The organism is Mesorhizobium sp. P2_F8 (assembly GCF_056403655.1).
Map to the genome: position 1 here is coordinate 1 of NZ_JBFUFB010000110.1, position 1,017 is coordinate 1,017.

At 56.6% G+C, this 1,017-nt stretch carries 1 protein-coding gene; it reads left to right on the forward strand.

Annotated elements, in window-relative coordinates; translation table 11 throughout:
- The first annotated feature begins 114 nt into the window (after positions 1–114).
- On the forward strand, positions 115–783 hold the full coding sequence (locus AC1DZP_RS36245; RefSeq protein WP_477309162.1) for a class II aldolase/adducin family protein: 669 nt from the start codon (positions 115–117) through the stop codon (positions 781–783).
- Positions 784–1,017 lie beyond the last annotated feature (234 nt).

Below are 1,017 nucleotides of genomic sequence, written 5' to 3' on the forward strand. Positions count from 1 at the left end.
GAATGTGACCGCGCTGAATGTGACCGCGCTACGGGACTATCATCGGGCCTGGCGCCAACAGATTGACGAATCCAACTATGGAGACCATCGGTGACACTTGAACTAAGACAACAGATGATCGAAACCTGCCTGCGGATGAATTCTTCAGGCATCAACCAGGGAACCTCGGGTAACCTCTCCGTGCGTAGCGGGAAAGGCTTCCTGATCACCCCGACGAGCTTGCGCTACGAGGTGATGAAACCGGAAGATATTGTCGAGATGGATTTTGAAGGCGGCTATTATGGCACGCGTCTGCCGTCTTCCGAGTGGCGGTTCCATCGCGACATCCTGAACGAGCGTTCGGACCGAAACGTCGTCCTGCACTGCCATTCCTCGTTCGCGACATCCTTCTCGTGCCACCGCCGCCAGATCGAGGCTTTTCACTACATGATCGGCGTAGCCGGCGGTAACACCATACGCTGTGCCGACTACGCGCCCTATGGTACCCAGGAATTGTCGGAGAACGCGTTAAAGGCGCTGCAGGGACGCGACGCGTGCCTGCTCGCCAATCACGGCCAGATCGCCGTCGGCCGCGATTTCAACCATGCGTTCCGCATTGCCAACGAAGTCGAGACGCTGGCGCGACAGTACATTCAGTCGCTTGCGATGGGCGAGCCAATCCTGCTCACCGACGAGGAAATGGACCATGTGCTGCGCCAGATGAAGCAGATGTCCTACGGCAACGCGCCAGATCTGGAGGACGCCACCATCCGTCTGATRCCAAAGGAAAACCATACGGGATGATTGATTCTGTGCGGCGGGCTGGCGAATCGCTGGCTCGATGCCATGCGCCAAGACAACTCATAACTAAACATATGTCATAGTCCGACCGGATACCGGTACGTTGCGGGGCCAGACCGGCTCAATAACGCCCATGTCGATCACTCCAAAGCCCCATTGTCGTGCAGGGCTGATTCAAACATGGGTCAATTCTCAATGGAAATGTCATATGCTGCCGGATCAGTTCTCGGTGGCAAA